At 70.7% G+C, this 18,766-nt stretch carries 13 protein-coding genes; 5 read left to right on the top strand and 8 right to left on the bottom strand.

Translation table 11 applies throughout. The annotated features are described in order from the left end of the window. The first annotated feature begins 334 nt into the window (after positions 1-334). Positions 335-4,930: a hypothetical protein gene (locus ACIA5D_RS24260; protein WP_396032441.1), complete on the top strand. Its 4,596-nt coding sequence runs from the start codon at positions 335-337 to the stop codon at positions 4,928-4,930. Between the two features lie 143 nt (positions 4,931-5,073). Here ACIA5D_RS24260 and rplI read toward each other — a convergent pair whose 3' ends face one another. The 5 genes from rplI to ACIA5D_RS24285 all read right to left on the bottom strand — a co-directional run bounded on the left by rplI (position 5,074) and on the right by ACIA5D_RS24285 (position 8,075). Beyond that, entirely contained in the window at positions 5,074-5,523 is a 450-nt protein-coding gene (rplI, locus tag ACIA5D_RS24265; RefSeq protein ID WP_396032442.1) for a 50S ribosomal protein L9, read from the bottom strand. Between the two features lie 14 nt (positions 5,524-5,537). After that, a complete protein-coding gene (rpsR, locus tag ACIA5D_RS24270; protein WP_007073789.1) occupies positions 5,538-5,777 on the bottom strand; it encodes a 30S ribosomal protein S18 in 240 nt (79 codons plus the stop codon). A gap of 38 nt (positions 5,778-5,815) precedes the next feature. Next, positions 5,816-6,436, bottom strand: coding sequence for a single-stranded DNA-binding protein (locus tag ACIA5D_RS24275; protein ID WP_396032443.1), 621 nt, complete (start codon positions 6,434-6,436; stop codon positions 5,816-5,818). A 66-nt stretch (positions 6,437-6,502) separates the two neighbouring features. Then, positions 6,503-6,793: a 30S ribosomal protein S6 gene (gene rpsF, locus ACIA5D_RS24280; RefSeq protein ID WP_097325510.1), complete on the bottom strand. Its 291-nt coding sequence runs from the start codon at positions 6,791-6,793 to the stop codon at positions 6,503-6,505. A 310-nt stretch (positions 6,794-7,103) separates the two neighbouring features. Then, positions 7,104-8,075, bottom strand: a complete 972-nt coding sequence (locus ACIA5D_RS24285; protein WP_396032444.1) for a hypothetical protein — start codon at positions 8,073-8,075, stop codon at positions 7,104-7,106. A 139-nt stretch (positions 8,076-8,214) separates the two neighbouring features. On the opposite strand from ACIA5D_RS24285, the gene ACIA5D_RS24290 reads away from it, so the two are divergent. Both ACIA5D_RS24290 and ACIA5D_RS24295 read left to right on the top strand, forming a co-directional pair. Further along, a complete protein-coding gene (locus ACIA5D_RS24290) occupies positions 8,215-8,991 on the top strand; it encodes a deoxyribonuclease IV (protein ID WP_396032445.1) in 777 nt (258 codons plus the stop codon). 22 nt (positions 8,992-9,013) lie between these two features. Then, entirely contained in the window at positions 9,014-11,491 is a 2,478-nt protein-coding gene (locus tag ACIA5D_RS24295) for a hypothetical protein (protein ID WP_396032446.1), read from the top strand. A 213-nt stretch (positions 11,492-11,704) separates the two neighbouring features. On the opposite strand, the gene ACIA5D_RS24300 is transcribed toward ACIA5D_RS24295, so the two are convergent. The 3 genes from ACIA5D_RS24300 to ACIA5D_RS24310 form a co-directional block, all read right to left on the bottom strand. After that, positions 11,705-13,267, bottom strand: a complete 1,563-nt coding sequence (locus ACIA5D_RS24300; protein WP_396032447.1) for a glycosyltransferase family 87 protein — start codon at positions 13,265-13,267, stop codon at positions 11,705-11,707. A gap of 153 nt (positions 13,268-13,420) precedes the next feature. Continuing rightward, positions 13,421-16,162, bottom strand: coding sequence for a transglycosylase domain-containing protein (locus ACIA5D_RS24305; RefSeq protein WP_396032448.1), 2,742 nt, complete (start codon positions 16,160-16,162; stop codon positions 13,421-13,423). A 189-nt stretch (positions 16,163-16,351) separates the two neighbouring features. Further along, on the bottom strand, positions 16,352-16,819 hold the full coding sequence (locus ACIA5D_RS24310) for a DUF5318 domain-containing protein (RefSeq protein WP_396032449.1): 468 nt from the start codon (positions 16,817-16,819) through the stop codon (positions 16,352-16,354). A 157-nt stretch (positions 16,820-16,976) separates the two neighbouring features. On the opposite strand from ACIA5D_RS24310, the gene ACIA5D_RS24315 reads away from it, so the two are divergent. Beyond that, positions 16,977-17,621: a PadR family transcriptional regulator gene (locus ACIA5D_RS24315; protein ID WP_396032450.1), complete on the top strand. Its 645-nt coding sequence runs from the start codon at positions 16,977-16,979 to the stop codon at positions 17,619-17,621. 20 nt (positions 17,622-17,641) lie between these two features. Continuing rightward, complete coding sequence (locus tag ACIA5D_RS24320; RefSeq protein WP_396032626.1) at positions 17,642-18,721, top strand: inositol-3-phosphate synthase; 1,080 nt, start codon at positions 17,642-17,644, stop codon at positions 18,719-18,721. Positions 18,722-18,766 lie beyond the last annotated feature (45 nt).

The following is an 18,766-nucleotide window of genomic DNA, read 5'->3' on the forward strand; positions in this document are numbered from 1 at the left end:
GATCCAACAGCCCGGGTACGACACTTTCGGCTGAAACAGCCCCATGATCAAAAAATTGGCCCGATCACGAGGTTGGCCCACTCTACGAAGAGCCTCACCACCTGCCCAAGCGCCCCGGTGGACAAGCCTTGGGACAACCTGTGGACATCCCGGCCCAGCCTGGGGACAGGCCTGTGCACAGCCTGTGTACAACTCCTGGGGATGGGGTGACATGTGCCTTATCCAGCAGGAACAACGCCATCAACAGCTGTGGAGGGAGAAAAAGCTGCCCCGCGTGAGCAAGCCATCGCCCGGAGGCGTTGCGGTTCGGTCTCCCGCACGTCACGCTTTCTGGGTGGACCAACGGGAGTGGGACTACGGCACACGCATGCCGCGCGACCGGCGCGCTGCACAGCCGTGGCCTTCCCCGAGTCCGGAGCGTACCGATTTCGTCGAGCCTGAGCCGAAATGGGCGTCCCTGACCGACACCGGCAGCATGCAGCCCAGCCCCGAGGCGCAGGCCTGGCAGGACCGCGCCGACGCGTGGGCTCAGCAGGCCGAGTCCGACTCCCAGGCGGTCGAGCCGGCGAACCGATGGTCCGACGTGGCCTCGACGGGACGCCCGACCTTCCCGGCCGACGGCGTCGGCTGGCGCACGGAGACGGCCGAATGGCGGGCCACCGGCGCACGCTGGCGGCAAACCACCGAGTGGCGATCCACGACCGGCACGCACGGCTTTCGCTCGACCACCGAGGCCTGGCAGACCGGCGGCACCGGCGCGTACCCGCCGACCGGCGAGACCCCCAACGCCCAGCCGGCCATCTCCAACACGGCCTGGTCCGCGCCCGCCTCCGACGAGTCGCGCCCCGCGTGGCAGCAGTTCACCGAGCCTGCGCAGCCCTGGGAACAACAGTCCACGCCGAGCCGCCAGCAGCCCGCCCCGCGTCCGCCGGCCGAGAGCTCCTCCTCCTGGCAGCAACTGGTCGACGGCAGCCCGGCCGAGCCGGCCCGTCAGTCCTGGCAGCGCGACGCCATCGACGGCACGGCGACGTGGAACGATTCGGCCTCCCCCGCGAGCAGCTCCACGAAGGACCCGGAATCCATGTCGAGCTGGCTGCGCATGGACGATCCGGCCGAGACGCCGAGCTGGCAGACGCCGCGCGACGACGGACGCCATCTCGTCCGCGAGGATGACCGCGCCGCCTGGCGGCGCGATGCGGAGCTGGGTGATGGGTCACCGCCGGTCGGCCGCCGCCGGGCGCCCGAGGGTGGCGGTTCAAGACCATCAGGGGGTACGGGCTGGGCCACGCGCTCGGAATCCGACCACTGGGCCGGGCACACCGACACGGGCAACATCCCGCTCTTCGCCGACCCGGCCGCCCCCACCACGCCCACGTGGGCCGGCGCCGACCCGGCCGCCCGGCGCCACGACGACGACGCCGGCCGCCACGACGGCTCCACGGGCCGCCGGGCCCTGCCGGCGACCCCGTACGAGGGCGGGGCCTATGACGATCCCGCGCGCCGGTCGGCGCCATACGGCGAGCCCGGCCGCCGCAGCCGCCACACCGACCCGGCCGCCGACGCCGGCGCACGCCCGATCGGCGGCGCCGCATCGGTGCCGATGCCGCTCAGCTACGACACCCGTCCCGGCGGCCACGCCGCCGACGCCGCGCCGCCCGCACCGCGCCGCGGCCGATACGCCGATGACGCCCCGCCGGCCGAGTCCCCGCGCGGGTACGCGACCGAGTCACCGACGACGAGCTTCACCCGCGGCAACTACGCCGAGCCGCCGTCCGCTTCGCCCGCATCGGGCTACGGGCGGGGGGTCGAGCCGCCGCCCGCCGCTCCCACCTCCAGCTTCGGGCGCGGCGCGGCCTATCCTCCCGAGGCCCCCTCCGGGCCCGGCTTCGGGCGCGGCGCCGAGCCGCCGGCTGCCTCTCCGACCACCGGGTTCGGGCGCGGCGCTGAGCCGCCGGCCAGTGGGTTCGGGCGCGGCGCTGAGCCTCCGGCCGCTGGTTTCGGGCGCGGCGCGGCGCCGGGCTATCCCGCCGAGCCGCCGGCCGCCTCGCCCACCAGTGGCTTCGGCCGTGGTGAGCGTCCACCGACGGCACCCACCTCAAGCTTCGGACGCGGCGCCGGCCTGGCCGAACCCCCGACTCCCGGCTACGGCCGAGGCGCCATCGAGCCGCCGCCCGCCGCACCTACCTCGAGCTTTGGACGCGGCGCTGGTCTCGCCGAACCCCCGACCAGCTTCGGGCGCGGCGCCGAGCCGCCGGCGGGCTCTCCCACCAGCGGGTTCGGGCGCGGCGCCGAGCCTCCGGCCGCCTTCGGGCGCGGCGCGGCTCCGGGCTATCCCACCGACCAGCCGGCCCCCGGGGTCGGCCGCCGGCGCAGCCGTGACGACGCCGACGCGCCCGGCCGGTTCAATGAGGACCCGCGCAACACCCCCGGCGCATTCGGTGGCGCACCCGGAGCGCTGGGTGGCGCCCCCGGAGCGTTCGGTGACGACGCCCGCGGCTCAGGCGCCCGCAGCGCCCCCGGAGCCTTCGGCGGCACGCCCGGCACGTTCGGCGACGACGCTCGCGGAGCGAACCCCCGCAGCGCCCCCGGAGCCTTCGGCGGCACGCCCGGCACGTTCAGCGAGGACCCCCGCGGGGCAAACCCCCGCAGCGCGCCCGGCGTGTTCGGCGACGACGGTCGCGAACAGGGCGCCCCCGGCCCGCAGCCTGGTCGCCGTTCCAGGGCCCAGGAGCAGCAGCGCCCGTCCGGCCGCGGCGGCAAGGCCCGCTACAACGAGGGCCACGACGACGACTGGCGCGAGCACACCGGCTCTTGGGTGGCCGAGCCCGACACCAGCAGCTGGGTTCGTGACCCCGACACCGGCCAGTGGAGCCGCGCCGAGGACGACCCGCGCGTGCAGGCCTGGCGCGACGAGGCCGCCCGCCGCGAAGGAGAAGGCCCCACTGTCCCGCCGCGACGCGCGCTTCCCGCCGGCCCCGCGAAGCCCGAGGGCCCCGCCGACGACTGGCGCGCCTCGCCGTCCAGTTCCCCGCGTAGCGCCATGCCCGCCGAGCCTCGTAGCGGCATGCCGTCGAGCGCCCCGCGCAGCGCCACGCCCTACGGCAACCGGCCCGACGAGGAGCCCGGCTACCCCGGCCCGGCCCCGCGCAGCGGCACCCCCTACGGCACGCCCCGCCGCGAGCTTCCCAGCGGCCGCGCCCGACCTGACGACACCGGCTTCGGCGCCGCCCCCGCGAGCGGCCCCGCCTACGGCAACGGTCCCGCAGGCGGCCCGACCTACGGCAACGGTCCCGCAGGCGGCCCGACCTACGGCAACGCGCCGGCGAGTGGCCCCGCCTACGGCAGCCCTCGCCGCGAGTTGCCGAGCGGCCGCGCCCGACCTGACGACACTGGTTTCGGCGCCGCCCCGGCCAGCGGTCCGTCCTATGGCGGCGCGGCGTCCGGCGGTCCCGCGTACGGCGGCGGCGCGACCTACGGAAGCGCTCCGGCCAGCGGTCCCGCCTATGGCACCGATCGCGGCTACGGCGACGGCCAGGCCTACGGCTCCGGAAACGGCCAGGCCTACGGCGGCGCCTCCCCGAGCGGCCCGGCCTACGGCAGCGCCCGGCGCGCGCTTCCGAGCGGTCGTGCCCGCCCCGACGACGCGACCGACTACCGCACCGGAGACGACGGGCTCTACGACGACGCACCCGGCAACAGGCCGCGCAGCAGCATGCCCTTCGGCGAGCGCCCGGGCGGCCCTGCCTACGGCGACCGCGCCGGCGGCAGGGGCGCGCCCTTGGGTGATGGCCTGGGAGGCGACCCGCGCCGGGGCACGCCCTACGGTGACGGTCCCGGAAACGCACCGCGCGGCGGTGATCCCTACGACGACGGTCCCAGCGGCGCGCGTGGCGGCAACCCCTACGACGACGGCCCCGGTGGCGCGCGTGGCGGCAACCTCTACGGCGGCGATCCCGGCAACTCCCCGCGCAGCGGCACGCCCTACGGCGGTCCGTCTGATTACCGTGCCGGGGTCCGTCGCCGTGACGGCGACGACGATCCGCCGGCGGGTGGTGGCCGGCGCCGCGCCGACACGGAATACGGCGAGCCGCTGGGCTCCGATGCCTGGCGCCGCGACTCCGGCGTTGGCCCCTCCTGGCAGAGCCGGGCCCTCGGCGCGGCCCCCGAGAGCCCGCCCTGGGCCGGTGGCGCGCCGTCCGATGCCAGGCAGCGCCCCGATCCTGGCGACTGGCGAAGCGAGTTCGCCGAGCCCGCCGAAAGCAACGGCGACGGCCGCGGCTCGGCCACCTACCGCGAGGTTGGCGACGACGACTGGCGACGAGACCTGTCGGACAGCAGCAATCTCGCCGAGGGTGAATCCCGGCGCTTCGGCACCTCGGATTTCGTGCCCTTTCGGGCGAGCGGGGCGGCAGAGGCCCCGCGATCCTCGAACTTATCGATGACCTCGACGTCGCTGATCTCGCCCGTCCCCCGCGAGCAGCGCGATCCGATGGTCCGTCCACAACGCTCCGGCAACGGGGTCCAGCAGAATCTCACCGGCTCCTACGAGCGCCGCCCCGTGACCGGCGGTTTCCCGACGAGCCGGAGGAGTGACCTGCTCGATCCGGACGACGAGGAGGATGATCAGGACGCCGGCGGCCCACTCGCCGCGATCGGATACACCGTTATCTGGTACGGCGTGCCCATTGTCCTATTTGTCGTCTACATGTTGGTGGTCAACTCCGGCTCCCAGTCGCACGCCCTGGACACCCTCGGCAAGGCGGCCCCGCAGTTCCTCATCTCGCTCGTGCTGAGCATCATCGTCGCCGTCGGCCTGCGAAAGTTCAGCAGCTCCTGGAAGGCGATCAGCGTGGGCCTGGCCGCCGCGGTCGTCGGTGGAGGACTGGCCACAGTGATCAGTTCCGCCATCACCGGCAACAGCCTCAGCTGAGCAAGCCGGCCCGCTCTCAAACTGAGGTCGCTGGCAGACGGGTCTTTCTCGTGGGTGGTTCGGGGGCTCGGCCCCCCGGTCGGCATGCAAAGAGGCCCCGGTCCACGCTTTCCGTGGACAGGGGCCTCCCGACTCTGACGCCCTTACTTGGCGGCCACCACGTTCACCGGGAACGTCGCGGTCACCTCGGGGTGCAGCTTGACCTGGACGTTGTACGCGCCCGTGGTCTTGATGTGCCCCGGCAGCTCGAGGCGGCGCCGGTCGAGCAGCGGACCGCCGGCGGCCTTGACCGCGTCGACGATCTCGCTCGGGGTGATCGAGCCGAACAGGCGGCCGCCGCTGCCGGAGCGCGCGTTCAGCGTCACCTTGAGGCTGGCCAGCTGCGCCTTGACCTCGTTGGCCTGCCCGAGGTCACGGATCTCGCGGGCATCGCGGGCCCGCTTGATGACGGAGACCTGCTTCTCGGCGCCCTTGCTCCACTGGATCGCGAAGCCCTGCGGCAGCAAGTAGTTACGGCCGTAGCCGTTCTTGACCTCGACGATGTCGCCGGGGGTGCCGAGGCCCGACACCTCCTGGGTGAGGATGATCTTCATCTCGCGGATCCCCCTCAGCGCGCCGTCGCCGTGTACGGCAGGAGCGCCATCTCGCGGGCATTCTTGACCGCGCGGGCGATCTGCCGCTGCTGCTGCGAGGTCACCCCGGTCACCCGGCGAGCGCGGATCTTGCCGCGGTCGGAGATGAACTTCCGCAGCAGGGCGGTGTCCTTGTAGTCGATGTAGGTGATCCCGTCCTTGTCGAGCGGGTTCACCTTCTTCTTCGGCTTGCGCAGTGCCGCAGCCTTAGCCATTGCTCTTACTCCTGAACTCTTTTGACAGCCCGACAGGGCTAGAAGGGAGGCTCTTCGTCGAACGAGGAGCTGCCGCCGCCGGAGCGGCCGCCCTGGGCCGGAGCTGCCGTCGCCCACGGGTCGTCGAAGTTGCCTCCGCCGCCGCCGCCGCTGCTGGTGCTGGTGCTGGGCTGCCGGTTACCGCCGCCACTGGCACCGCCGCCACTGGCACCGCCGCCACTGGCACCGCCGCCGCTGGCACCGCCGCCGTTGGAGGCGCCGAAGCCACCACCGCTGCCGCCGGCGCCGCCGGAGCGGCTCATCCGCTGCACCTTCGCCGTGGCGTACCGCAGCGACGGGCCGATCTCGTCGACTTCGAGCTCGTAGACGGTGCGCTTCTCTCCCTCGCGGGTCTCGTAAGACCGCTGGCGCAGCCGGCCCTGCACGATCACCCGAGCGCCGCGCTGCAGCGACTCGGCGACGTGCTCGGCGGCGTCGCGCCAGATGTTGCACGCAAGGAACAGTGGCTCGCCGTCTTTCCACTCACCCGACTGCCGGTCCAGAGTGCGCGGCGTGGACGCGATGCGGAACTTGGCAACCGCCGCACCCGACGGGGTGAAGCGCAGCTCGGGATCGTCGGTGAGGTTACCGACGACCGTGATAACGGTTTCTCCTGCCATGATCTACTCCTCGCCGCTGTTCTCGTTCGTAGGAGGGTCGCAGAACCCCCTGACAAAAACGAGCGGTCAGCGGGTCTCGGGCCGGATGACCTTGGTACGGAGGATGTTCTCGTTGAGCCGCAGCTGACGGTCCAGCTCGGCGACGGCCTCGGGGGTCGCCTGAAGGTCGACGACGGCGTAGATGCCCTCGGCCTTCTTGTTGATCTCGAACGAGAGCCGGCGACGGCCCCAGACGTCGAGCTTCTCCACCGAGCCACCCGCGGTCCTGATCACGTTCAGGTACTGGTCGAGCGATGGGGCGACGGTGCGCTCCTCGAGCGAAGGATCGAGGATCACCATGAGTTCGTAATGACGCAAGACTTTCTCACCTCCTGTGGGCTGAGCGGCCACGGTCTCTCCGTGGCAGGAGGTCTTGTGTCGTTCGCAGCGAAAAGCCGTGGGTACAGAGCCCACGGCTGGGACTGCGAACCGAGCAAGCATACCCACCCGGCTCGACCTGCCCAAATCCTGGTCGGAACACGAAAGAGGACCCCGTCGGCGGACGAGGTCCTCTTTCATCGGGAGCCGCGGGGCGTCCGTTCCGCTTTCGCTGGGTGGGACCTGGGGAGGAACGACCACACCGATGAGGTTGGACGCGGCCGCCCCGCGGAGCTTGTTGACAATTAGCTTACGCCACTTTCGCCCGATTTGCACGTTGCGACACGATAGCCCGAATTGCCGCAGCACCCACTCCCATCACACAAACCGCCGCCATCAGCGCCAGCAGTCCGATCGGCCCGGTCTCGCTCATCGGCTCCATCGCGGCCACCGGCTCCGCTGCGGGCTCCGCCGTCGCGATCTCGGTGGGTGGCGCGGCGGGCGGCGCGGGCAGGGCTTCCCGCGTGGCCGGGCTCAGATCGAGGTGGGGTACGCCGGGGACAAGCGTCTTCCGATCACCCGGCGGCATACCCGAGAACGCGGTGACCGTGCTTCCCGGCGTACCCGTCGGCGTCTTGACCTTGACTCGCCCGGAGCTGCCACCCTGCGGCATGGCCTGCGCCGCGGCCGCCGCCGCCTGAGCCACCGCCGAGGTCCGCATGGTCGCCGGAGCCCGCACACTCGAATGTCCCGTCGCCGGCGTCGGCCGCGACGGACTCGCCGCCGCCGAATCCGGCAGGGCGGAACCGGACGCGGGACCGGACGGCGATCCCGACGAGCCCGTGGCGGCCATGACCGAAGCGCTCGCGCTGCTGCCCGAGGGCGCCGGCATCGGGTCCGGCATCTGCGCCGACGCCGACGGCGCGGCCGTGACCAGCACCGGCGTCGTGTCCTCGCCGAGCGGGCAGTTCGGCCTGAGCAGCACCGTCGTCGTGCCCCGGCGGAACACCACGTCGGTCGCGGCGTCGTCGGGAAGCGTGCCCTTGGTATCGCGGCCGAGCTGCAGACGTGCGCTGTAACCGGTGCGGTTGATCACCCGGACCGTACTGTCGGCCGGCACCGTCATGTGCTCGATGTCGGGGTGGGAGCGGCAGGAAAGGTCAAACATCCCGCCGCCTTCGAAGATCACTTGCCGGCCGCCCTCGCGGGCCTGGCCGGTCTGCTCGGCGCTCGCCGTGCCATTCGTCAGCAACGGTGCGCCGAATATGAGGCCGCCGAGCACGAACGCTGTGACCCGGTAGCGGAACTGCCGCGACATGCACCATCTCCCAGTTCGTCCTGCTTCGATCGGGACTAACGAGGCCCGGCGGGACGCGGTGACGCATGCGGAAAGCGTCGGACCCTCGTCGTAGGCTCGTCCCATGCGCATCGGAGCCCATGTCGATCCCGTCGACCCCCTGAACGCGGCACGTGAACGCGGGGCCGACGCCGTGCAGTTCTTCCTGACCGACCCGCAGGGTTACAAAAGCCCCAAACCGCGCGAAGACGCCGCGGCCCTGCGCGAGTCCGAGGTGGACATCTACATTCACGCGCCGTACATCGTGAATGTCGCCTCGCCCAACAACCGGATCCGTATCCCGAGCCGCAAGCTGCTCATGGCGCACGCGAAAGCCGCGGCCGAGCTGGGTGCGAAAGGCCTGATCGTGCACGGCGGCCACGTGGGCGCCGGGGCCGACCTGTCGGCCGGTTTCGACAACTGGCGCAAGGCCTTCGAGTACGCGGAATCCGACGGCGGCCTGCCACTGCCGATCCTGATCGAGAACACCGCCGGCGGTGACAACGCGTGCGCCCGCCGCTTCGACGACCTGGCCCGGCTGTGGGATGCGGTGGCCGGCTTCGGCGCGGGTTTCTGCCTCGACACCTGCCACGCGTTCGCGGGCGGGGAAGACCTGGTCGGCATCGTCGACCGGGTCAAGGCGATCACCGGCCGGATCGATCTGATTCATGCGAACGACTCGAAGGGCGGCTTCGACTCCGGCCAGGACAGGCACGACAACCTCGGCAATGGCAAGATCGACCCCGAGTTGGTGGTGGCCGCTATCCGGGCCTCCGGCGCTCCGGCGGTCGTCGAGACGCCGGGCGGCGCCGAGGGCCAGGGCGCAGACATCGCCCTCCTGAGGGAGCGGGCAAGCCGCTGACCACGGGGTACTGGGGAGGACCATGACCACCGAGCAGCCGCAGGAGCAGCCGGCCACCGAGCCGGCCCCGCCCCGCGCCCCGGCGGCCGAGGCTCTGCGCCCCGCTGCCCCGGCGCCGGCTCCCGTCGCGCCGCCGGCGGCCGCCCCGACGAGCGAGGCCGATCGAGCCGCGCGCATGACGGTCTCGCTGGAGGAGCCGGCTGCCGCCCGGGCCACCGACGCCGAGTCGGGTTGGCGGCGATTCCTGCGCGTAACCAGTCGGCGACGGTCGGCGACTCCGGCCCGTGAGCTCGCCTCTGTCGGCGCACCAACACCCGCTGGCGCCGCCCCCGCTGTCGGCACGCCCGGGGCCGCCGACACCGCGCCCGCCCCGGCAAATCCGTCCGATGTGTCCGATTCTGCGGCTGGTGCGGCAATCGCTCCACAAAAGATGCCATCGTCCGCCCGCATCAAAGAGCCGCTGCCCAGCGCTCGCCCGGCCAACGCCCCGGCCGACCCCTGGACGGTCTTCGCCACCATGCCCGAGCGAGCGCCCGGCCGCATCCGGCGGGCCATCCGCTCCTTCGGGCGCGCGCTGATCCACGAGTACGCGGTGGTCACCTACGTCGCGCTGGCGCTGGCCGTGGCGATGACCTGGCCCGCCCTGCAGTACCCGCTGCACACCCTGCCGCAAGATCTCGGCGATCCGGCCCGTCAGGCCTGGCAGATCGCCTGGAGCGGGCACATCCTGCTCACCGACCCGGTCAAGTTGTGGCAGGCCAACGCGTTCTTCCCCGAGCCCAACAGCTTCGCCTTCGGCGACAGCCTGCTCGGTTACGCCCCGGCCGGCATGATCGGCGAGGGCCCGCTCGCCGCCGCGCTGCGGTACAACATTCTCTTCGTCCTGGCCCACACGCTGCTGCTGATCGGCGCCTACGCCCTGGTCCGGCAGCTCGGCGCGGGCCGCACCGGCGCCGCCGTGGCCGCGGTCGCCTTCGCGTACGCGCCGTGGCGCCTCGCTCAGGAGGGCCACCTCGACATCATCTCGGCCGGCGGCATCCCGCTCGCGCTCGCCATGCTGGCCCGCGGGCACGGCTGGTCGATGCGGCGCGGCTTCCGGCGTACGCATCGCCATGCCGGCTGGGCCGTGGCCGGCTGGCTGGTCGCCGCCTGGCAGGTCAGCCTCGGCTTCTCGCTCGGGCTGCCGTTCCTCGGCGTGCTCGGGATCATCCTGCTGGTACTGCTGGTCCGGGTGCCGATCCGATGGTGGCGCCGTCCCGTCGAGCGTCCGGTGCTGGGCTGGCGGCTGCTGGTCACCGACCTCATCGGCCCGCTGCTCGTGGCCGGGGTGGCCGCGCTCATCGCCATTCCCTATTTCAAAGGCAGCGGCACGAGCACCGCCACCGCCGAGATCAAGTTCTTCTCGCCGCCGCTGCGCAGCCTGCTGATCGGCCCCGCCGAGTCGCGGTTGTGGGGCGGCCCGCACCAGGTGCCGCGCTCCTCACTGACCTGGCCGGCTGAGATGTCGCTGCTGCCGGGCTTCGTGCTCTACGCGCTGGCCCTGGCCGGCCTGGCGTTCTCCATCTGGACGCTCTGGCAGCGCCTGCTCCTGTTGGCCGGTCTCGCCGCCACGATCATCCTGACCTTGGGCACGAACTTCTTCGACGGCCGCTGGACGTACCTCCCGGTCTTCGGTCACCTGCCGGCCTCGTTCGGCGTCCGGATCCCCGGTCGGCTCATGCTCTGGGTGACGCTGTTGCTGGCGATCCTGGCGGCCGGCGCGGTCGCCGAGTTCGTGCGCCGCGCCGATCACTGGGCCGAGCAGCGCATCCCGCCATGGCCGGGGCCGTGGCTGCGGCTGGCCACGCTGATTCCGCTGGCCCTGGTGCTGGCCGAGGGCTGGGCCTCGGCCGCCCACCCGGTGGTGCCCGACCAGCCCAAGGCGATGCGCACGGTCACCGGCCCGATGCTGGTGCTGCCGACCGCCGAGCTCACCGACCAGATGGTGATGTTCTGGTCGACGACCCGCTTCCAGCAGGTCGCCAACGGCGCGGGCGGTTTCGCCGTGGCGCACCAGGCCGAGATGCGCCGGTCGGTGCAGACGTTCCCCGACGCGGTCAGCATTCAATACCTGCGCACGCAGGGCATCACCACGGTTCTGCTGCTGCGAAACTACGTGGCGGGCACGCCGTGGGAGCGCGCCGGCGACATTCCGGTCGACGGGATGGGCATCACCCGCGAAGACCTGGACGACGCCGTGCTGTTCCGGCTGACCCCGCCTGACCAGTCCGGCCAGCAGCCGGGCCAGCCCGGGACGGGCACCCAGCCCGGCACCGGAACCCAGCCGGGCACGGGCATCCAACCGGGAACCGGCACGCAGCCCGGCGGTGAAATCCCGCAGCCGGGGACGGGCACCCAACCCGGCGGCGATCCCGGCCTCGGGCGCACCCTGCCGACCCAGCCCACCCTCAACGCCCAGCCGGGCGGGCTGCCGACGCTCATCGCCGCTGCGGGCGGCTGACGCACGGTCCGTCGTCGCGGCCTGGCCAAGCCATCGCGGCCTGGCCAAGCCATCGCGGCTGACCAACGTCGCGTGCTGACCAAGTCGTCGCGGGCTGACCAACCTCGCGTGCTGACCAAGTCGTCGCGGGCTGACCAAGTTCGTCGCGGGCTGACCAAACAGAGCAGCCCGGGCCCAGAGGCCCGGGCTGCGGTCGTTTCCTGATCGGATTCGTCAGCTGATGAGCACCGGCTCCGGGGAGGCCGGGGGCTCGGGCTCGGGCTCGGCAGTGGCAGCCGCCGCGGCGGGCTTGGGCTTGCGGTGGAAGGCCCTGCTGAAGCCCTCGATCCAGCCGGCGTCCGGGCGGTTGAGGAAGCCGCCGTCCGGGTCTTCGTCGCGGTAGGTCTGGCGGACCACGTCGAGCTCGGGCCGCCAGATCTCGCGGATCACCAGGCCACAGAGGACCGCGACCGTGATGAGGCGCAGGGCCGAGGCCAGCACGAACGTGCCCTCGGGGATCACCGGTTTGCCGCCGGCGCCCAGCAGCTCGGCGTAGAACGCGGTGAAGTAGCCGAACTCGGCGACCGTCCAGGCGATGATCGCGCCCCAGCGAGGGCGGGCCAGGACGATCAGCGGGAGCAGCCAGAGGACGTACTGCTGCGACCACACCTTGCTGAAGATGAGGAATGCCGCGACGACCAGGAAGGCCAACTGGGCCATCCGGGGACGCTTGGGCGCGGCGAGGGCCAGGATGCCGATCGCGACGCAGGCGAGCCCGAACAACCCGTACGTGAAGATGTTGAGCGTCGGAACGTGGTTGCTGAGCCACTGGAACGGGCCCTGATCGCCGTTCGCGCCGCTGTGCCACTTGCCGTCGAGGTAGCGGCCGACGTACCAGAACGTGCCCCAGTCGATCGGCCGCTCGCTGTTGAGCTGGAAGAAGCGCAGCCAGCTGTCGTGCCAGAGGTACCAGACCGGGAAGTTGACCGCGAGCCACGTGCCGGCCGTGGCGAGGAACGACCACAGCCATTTGTCGAGGGTCTTCGAGCGCAACGCCAGCACGAGCAGCGGGCCGAGGATGAACAGCGGCCACAGCTTGGCCGCCGCGCCCAGCCCGAAGAACAAGCCAGCCCAGGCCGGATGTCGTTTGGCCCACAGGTAGATGCCGATCGCGGCCAGCCCGATCGCGAGGAAGTCCCAGTTGACCGTGGCCGTGAAGAAGATGATCGGGGAGAGCGCGAAGATCGCGGCGTCCCAGGGCCGTCGCCGGCGCAACGCGAGGATCACGGCCGCGGTCGCCACGGCCAGCGCCGAGAGCACCAGCGCGTTCGCGTTGTAGAACCACTGGCCCTGGTTGATCTCGGGGTGCTTCACGCCGTACGCGTGCACCGGCAGGCCCAGCGCGCCCATGAAGTAGCCGGTCACGACCGGGTACTCCACCGCGTGGTCCTTGTACGGGACCTTGCCGTCGTTGAGCCCCTCGGCGTAATACAGCGCCAGCACATCGGTGTAGCAGAACCGGGTGTACTGGACGTTCTTCTGCCAGTCGCCGGTCTGGCACGGGGACTTCTGCACCCACGAGAGCGCCAGCGTGATGCACGTCAGCGCCAGGATGATCCGTGCTGCCGTCCAGAACCGCCCGCGTCTCGCCTCGGGCCGCACGGCGTGCCCGCCGAGCGGACCACCGATCGCCTCGGAGAGGCCGCGCACGAACGAGTCGCCGGTCGCCGGAGCGGTCGGCTCGGCGCCCCGTTCGGCGTCGGGGCGATCGATGTCCTCGGACGGTTGGGTGCTCATGACAACGCATCATGCCGTATCGGGCGGCGGTCGTCGGACACACCTTCCGGCGTACGTGAGAAAGCCTGATGAAACGCCGCGCCGGCGCCGGAACGAAAACGGCCGGCGCGCGCCCCGGAGGGCACACGCCGGCCGCGCGAGCGGGATCAGACGCTAACCGCCGCCTGTTGCCGCTGTTGTCTCTTGTGTGAACGGGTTGGTGACAGTGCCGGTTCCGGTGCCGTTGCCACCGCCGTTGTTGCCACCGTTGTTTCCGCCGTTGTTGCCACCGCCGTTGTTGCCGCCGTTGTTCCCGCCGTTGTTGTTGCCGTCGCAGGTCAGGCCGATCAGCGTGAGCGCGCAACCGTTGTCGGGAGTCGTCGGCTCGGCCGGCTTGGTGCCGTTGCCGAACTTCGCCGGGTCACCGGTCTTGGCCCGGTCCGGGAAGTCGACCTGCTTCCAGTCGAGCGACTTGGTGACCGAGTCGAGGAACTGCCTCCAGATCTTCGACGGGACGCCGGCGCCGAACATGTCCTTGAACCGGCTGCTGCTGTTCGGATCGTGCAGTTCGACCTTGTTGGTCTTGCCGCCGACCCAGACCGTTGCCGCCAGCTGAGGAATGCCACCGACGAACCAACAGTCTCCGGAGCCGGTGTGACTGTCCTTGCCGTCGTCGTACTCCCACGTGCCGGACTTGGCGATACTCTCGCGGCCGTTACGCAGGTCGCGCTTGTCGACGTCGACGATCTCCTTCATGACGCCCTGAAGGTTGGACATCTTGTCTTCGTCGAAGACCCGCGTGCCCGCCGTCTTCTCGGCGTTGATGACCTCGATCTTGCCGTTCTCCGGGTTGACCCGCTTCACCTGGCGGACGAAATGCGCGTTGTGGTGAACGCCGCCGCTGACGATCGTCGCGACACCTTCGGCGTGCTCGAGCGGCACCACCCGGTACTGGCCGAACGCGACCTCGTTGTCGAAGTAACCCGACTTCTCCCAGGTCGACTTGTCGGTCTTGGAGAGGTCGACCAGCTTCCCGTTCGGGAACTGCTTGTTGCCGTCGGTGTACATGTGCTTGATGCCCGCGGCCTTGGCCGCCGCGATGACCTTGGAACGGCCGATCGTGTCGGCGATCCAGTAGAACGGGAAGTTGTACGACTTGATCGTCGCGGTCTCGAGGTCACAGTTCTTCGGCTTGTTCTTGCAGATCGTGCCCGGGTCCGCGCCGGCGTTGTTGATCGGCTTGCCGTTCGGACGCAGCTTCGTGCTGTCCCAGATGCTGTCGAAGGACAAGTCCTCCTGCAGACCGGCCGCGAGTGTGTAGATCTTGAACGTCGAGCCCGGGGACTGGCCGCCTGTGATGCCGGAGCCGTCGCCGGCCATGTAGCCGCCGTAGTCGGTTCCATTCGGATTGTCGCCGCCGTAGTAGCCGAGCACCCGCCCGGTGTTCGGGTCGATGCCGATGACCGCGGCCTGGTACGACTTCGGCAGGCCGCGCATCGGCGAGTCGGCGCTGGCGGCCGAGCCGGCTTCCTCGGCGGCCTTCTGCACCTCGGGGTCGATGGTCGTGGTGACGGTCAGGCCACCCTGCTCGAACTCGGACTCGTCGATGCCCATCTGCGCGAGCTCGGCCTTGACGTGCCGCAGGATCATGCCGACCGGCTTGTTCTGCGCGCAGGTCTTGCAGGAGTTCGCGGTGGGCTTGCGCACGGCCGGGTACTTCCGGGCGGCGTAGACCTCCGGGGAGATCTTGCCCATCTCGAGCATGTTCTTCATCGTGTACTCCCACCGCTCTTTGGCGGCCGGGAGGTTGTAGTTCGGGTCGTAGCCCCGGTGGGCGGAGTTCGGGTAGGGCTGCTTGATGATCGAGGCGAGCACCGCGGCCTCGTACGGCGTCACCGCGTTCTTCTGACCGGCCGGCGTGGTAACCGACTTGCCGAAGTAGCCCTGCGCCGCGGCCTCGATGCCGTACCTGCCTTCACCGAGGTCGATGTAGTTCAGGTACATGCCCATGATCTGGTCTTTGTTGTACTGCGACTCGAGCTTGCGGGCGATGACCGCCTCACGCAGCTTCCGGTTGATGCTGATGGCCTTGAGGTCGGCCGCGTGCCGCGCGTACTGCTGGGTGATCGTCGACGCGCCCTGGGTGGTGCCACCGGTGAAGTTGTTCCACGCGGCGCGGACGATGCCCTTCATGTCGATGCCGTGGTGCGAGTAGAAGTTCTTGTCCTCGGCCGCCGCCACGGCGTACTCGACGATCTTGTTGATCTTCTCTTCGGGCACGACCGTGCGGTTCTGCTCGCCCATCTTGGCCAGCACGGTGCCGTTCGCGTACTGGATCACATTGGACTGGTCCTCGGTGACCGGCGGCGGCAGCGCCACATCGTCGAAGAAGTAGGTGCCGCCGACGACGCCGGCGCCGAGCAGGATGACCACCACGGCGGCCGCGGCGGTGAGGATGTTGGTGCGCCGGCGGCGCTTGGCCGCCTTCGACTTGTCCTTGCCCTTGCCGGGAGTTCCCGGCCCGCCTGGTCCGCCCGGCGCGTCGAGCCCGGGGTTGGGCCGGACCGCGGCGCGGGCGACCGACGCCCGGCCACCGACCGAGCCGGATCCCGCGCCGACCGAGGCGCGGGCGCCCACCCGAGCGGAGCCCGTGGCTCCGCCCACCGACGCGCTTCCGACGGGCGCGCTGCCCGCCGACGCCCGGCCGGGGACCGACGCGGCGCCGACCTTGGCCGCGCCGACCGAGGCGCCGCCCACGGCGGCGCGGCCGCCTGACCCACGGCGGTACGCGTCGGGCGCGGGGCGGGCCGCGGCCGAATATCGGCCGTCGGGCTGGTCGCCGGCAGGCGATGAGGCACCGGACCCAGGCACGCTGGCCCGGGCACGCGGAGACTGCGATTCGCCGTACGAGTTCATGCGGTCACACCTCGGTCACGGTGACGCACGCGGGGAGAGCCCTGGAGGGGCCCCCGCCAACGACGCCACGCGCGGACGATTTGGGCTGCATACCGGCAGCCGCCCTGTCGGATGTCATGAATGACCGATTGCGGCGCTGGATGCCCGGTTCGGTCGGGGTCGTGCACACGGTATCGGGATGGAGCCACCTCATCGGCGGCCCTCCCGGCGTTGCGGCGACGACCCTGTCCCGCGGTGGCGGCCCGCGGCGGCCGAAGCGACAGCTTCGTCCTGATCAAGCTCGTCGGCGGTCAGCGCGTCGCGGCCGAGCACGTACTGCTGGGCCAGGTGATTCCACGCGCAAGAGCGGCACACCTCCACGACGAACACCTGGAACTCACGCAGAGTCATCGCCAGGACGGGGAGTTCGGCCAGCTTTCGGGCCTGTCCGGCTGACTGCTTGAGTTCATCGCCATAGATGTAGTGCACGAGGGTGAGATTGTCGCGGCGGCAGACCGGACAGCGGTCGTCGGTCGGCTCGCCATGGAATCGAGCTGCGTTTTTCAAGTACGGGGAGGCATCGCAGACCTCGAGCGTCGCGACGCGGCCGTTGTGCACGTCACGCAGCACTGCTCGCTTCTGTAGCGAGTAGTCGACAACCTGCCGCTGCGTGCGCATGGCGAAGAGAGTACGCGGTCCTCGCGTGCGCGGCGACAGCCATCACTCAGCGTGGCGCGGTGGTCGCGGGAACGAGTATTTCTTGCGTCCTTCGCCGAGGCGATCTACGGTTGCGATGTATCGGGCCGATACATCGGGTACGAGGAGGGGGTGGCCGATGTTGGAACTGGCAATCCTCGGTCTCCTTCAGGAGACCCCGATGCACGGGTACGAGCTGCGCAAGGAGCTCGCCACCAAGCTGGGCACTATTCGCGCGGCCATCAGCTACGGCACCCTTTATCCGACCCTCAAGCGCCTTCAGACCGCCGGCTGGATCACCGAGTCGGAATCGGATCCCTCGATCATCCCGCCGATGACCAGCAAACGCGGCCGGGTTGTCTACAAGATCACTGCAGAGGGCAAGGAGCGTTTCGGCGATCTGCTCGCCCAGGCCGGCCCGGAGACGTACGACGACGCCGGATTCGGCGTGCACTTCGCCTTCTTCTCCCGCACCGACCGTGCCACCCGCCTGCGCATCCTCGAGGGCCGCCGCCGGCGGATCGAGGAACGCCGCGAGGGCCTGCGCGACGTGCTCTCCCGAGCTGGTGAGCGGCTCGACGCGTACACGCTGGAACTGCAACGCCATGGCCTCGACGCTTGCGAGCGCGAGGTTCGCTGGCTGGAGGAGCTCATCACCAACGAGCGCTCCGGCCGCGCGCCGGCCACCCCCGGCTCCCTAGACCTCCCCGCCACTGAGCCACAAAAGCGAATGGCTGGGGACGCACCCCCCGAATCCCCGCGTCCACACGAGGACCGGCCGTGATGAACAAGGAGGAAAACGCGATGGGCTCCGTCCGCGTCGCCATCGTCGGTGTGGGTAACTGCGCCTCGTCCCTGGTACAGGGCGTGGAGTACTACAAGAACGCCGACCCCAACGACCGCGTCCCGGGTCTCATGCACGTGACCTTCGGCGACTACCACGTATCCGACGTGAAGTTCGTCGCGGCGTTCGATGTGGACGCCAAGAAGGTCGGCATGGACCTGGCCGAGGCGATCGTCGCCAGCGAGAACAACACGATCAAGCTGACCGACGTGCCGCCGACCGGCGTCACCGTCCAGCGTGGACCGACCTTCGACGGTCTGGGCACGTACTACCGCGAGATGATCGAGGAGTCCTCGGCCGAGGCCGTCGACGTCGTGCAGGCTCTGCGCGACGCGCAGGTCGACGTCGTCGTCTCCTACCTGCCGGTCGGTTCCGAGCAGGCCGACAAGTTCTACGCCCAGGCCGCGATCGACGCCGGCTGCGCGTTCGTCAACGCGCTTCCCGTGTTCATCGCCTCGAACCCCGAGTGGGCGCAGAAGTTCACCGACGCCGGCCTCCCGATCGTCGGCGACGACATCAAGAGCCAGGTCGGTGCGACGATCGTGCACCGCGCGCTCGCCAAGCTGTTCGAGGACCGCGGCGTCGAGCTGCTGCGCACGTACCAGCTCAACTTCGGCGGCAACATGGACTTCATGAACATGCTGGAGCGCAACCGCCTGGTCTCCAAGAAAATCTCGAAGACCCAGTCGGTCACCAGCCAGATCCCGCACGAGATGGTCAAGAGCGACGTGCACATCGGCCCGTCCGACCACGTGCCGTGGCTCGACGACCGCAAGTGGGCCTACATCCGTCTGGAGGGCCGCAGCTTCGGTGACACCCCGCTGAACGCCGAGCTCAAGCTCGAGGTGTGGGACTCCCCGAACTCGGCCGGCGTCATCATCGACGCCGTCCGCGCCGCGAAGATCGCCAAGGACCGCGGCATCGGCGGCCCGATCCTCTCGGCGTCGTCCTACTTCATGAAGTCCCCGCCGGTCCAGTACAACGACCACGACGCGAAGGAGTCCGTCGAGGCCTTCATCCGCGGCGAGATCGAGCGCTAAGACCCCCGCAATCACCGAGAAAGGCCGGGCCGCTGCGGCGACCCG

Origin of the sequence: Actinoplanes sp. NPDC051513 (assembly GCF_044454685.1) — a bacterium.
GTDB lineage: Bacteria > Actinomycetota > Actinomycetes > Mycobacteriales > Micromonosporaceae > Actinoplanes.